1 protein-coding gene is annotated in these 1,584 nt (G+C 59.0%); it reads left to right on the top strand.

Features of this window, described 5'->3' with window-relative positions:
- Nucleotides 1-478 precede the first annotated feature (478 nt).
- The coding region (locus EN853_RS31950; RefSeq protein WP_135857306.1) for an ABC transporter substrate-binding protein at nucleotides 479-1,584 on the top strand (1,106 nt) is incomplete at its 3' end.

The following is a 1,584-nucleotide window of genomic DNA, read 5'->3' as shown; positions in this document are numbered from 1 at the left end:
GCCGACAGATCCGTCAGGTCGCCAAATTGCACTACTATCCGCAGGGGTCAGACTGGAAGGAGATGATCGCTTGGAGATCGCACCAGGTGCATCGACAGGCAATCGAGGCGCTTGCGTCAGGAGAATAGCGCCCCGAGCCCGTCCGGCGTCAGCGCCAATTGAGGCAATGTCGGCTTAACGCATAGAGGGCCTCAGAAAGAGCCGGCGCAGAGGGTCATCCAGTAAATCCGCCGCGCCACCGGGTCGGACCTTCCTGTATTTTCCTACTCGCTCCGGCGGGGCTCCTGCAACCAGCCCGGTGCTCCTTTCACGGCATCAATTCATCATATGACCATGTTACTAGGTGGCATTGACGTCATACTGCTGTTCTGTCAGCTTTCAAGTCAGAGGGGCGGAGCCTAGGACCCAGCCTGCCGTGCGGGCTGATAGGAGATCGGCAAGCAGGAGCAACGACGATCGGCGAGTCGAGGTAAGAAACATGGGTGATGAAATGGGACCTCGATTTTCGCGTTCCGGCTTGAACCGCCGGACACTGCTCCAGAGTGCGGCCGCCGCAATGATAATTCCGGCGGTCGCCCGGGCGACAACGGCCTTTGCACAAGACAAGCTCTCCGGCAGCGGCAAGGTTGTCGTGTTTTCGTTTGGCGGTTCATGGACTGAGGGCATGCGGAAGTACGTCTATGAACCCTTCACAAAGGCGACCGGAATCGCGGTGGTGGACGTCGCGGCCGATTTTTGCGAGCCGCAGGTCAAGGCGATGAACCAAGCTGGGCGGGTCGATTGGGACACGGCATATATCCAAGGGATGAATTATCCCGCCATGCATGAAGCAGGCACCTTCTTTGAGCCGATCGACTACAACTTCTGGGACGATGAGTCGCTTAAGGGCGTACCAGATTCACTTCGCCTCGAGGACGCGGTTGCCGCGATCGGATCGGCCATGCTGCTCGCCTATGATGAGCGCGTCTTCGGCGACAATGGCCCGAAGAACTGGGCGGACTTCTGGAACGTCGAGGCTTTCCCAGGCCCGCGCGGCCTTTATGCTCCAGTGCCTAAGCACAACCTTGAATTTGCCCTTTTGGCCGACGGCGTTGCCAAAGAGGACATCTGGCCGCTGACCGATGACAAGGTCGACAGGGCGCTCAAGAAGCTCGACGAGATCAAGCCGCACGTGACGAAATGGTGGACGGCTGGAGGTGAGTCCCCCCAGCTGCTCATCAACCGCGAATTCGTGATGAGCAACGCCTTCGACGGCAGCGTGATTGCGGCCATTCTCCAAGGGGCACCAATCCGGATGGTGTGGGAAGGTGCGCATGTGAACTACACTTACTGGGTGGTGCTCAAAGGAGGGCCGAACAGCGAGAACGCACAGAAGCTGATCGCATTCGTGAATCGGGCGACCATGGCAGCCGGCTTTACGGAGGGCACCGTGTTTCCCGGCCCCAACACAAACCAGCTCCAGCACCTGCCATCCGATCTGGTTCCTCTGCTCAGCATACACCCTGAGAATGCCCATCATGTGGTGCTAGAGGATTCAGCTTGGCTTGCAGCCACCCGCCCCGATGGCAAGACGAACATCGACCA

Source organism: Mesorhizobium sp. M1C.F.Ca.ET.210.01.1.1 (assembly GCF_004791585.1).
Taxonomy (GTDB): Bacteria; Pseudomonadota; Alphaproteobacteria; order Rhizobiales; family Rhizobiaceae; genus Mesorhizobium.
The sequence above is the reverse complement of the archived record's forward strand: the minus strand, read 5'-3'. Positions and strand labels throughout refer to the sequence as shown.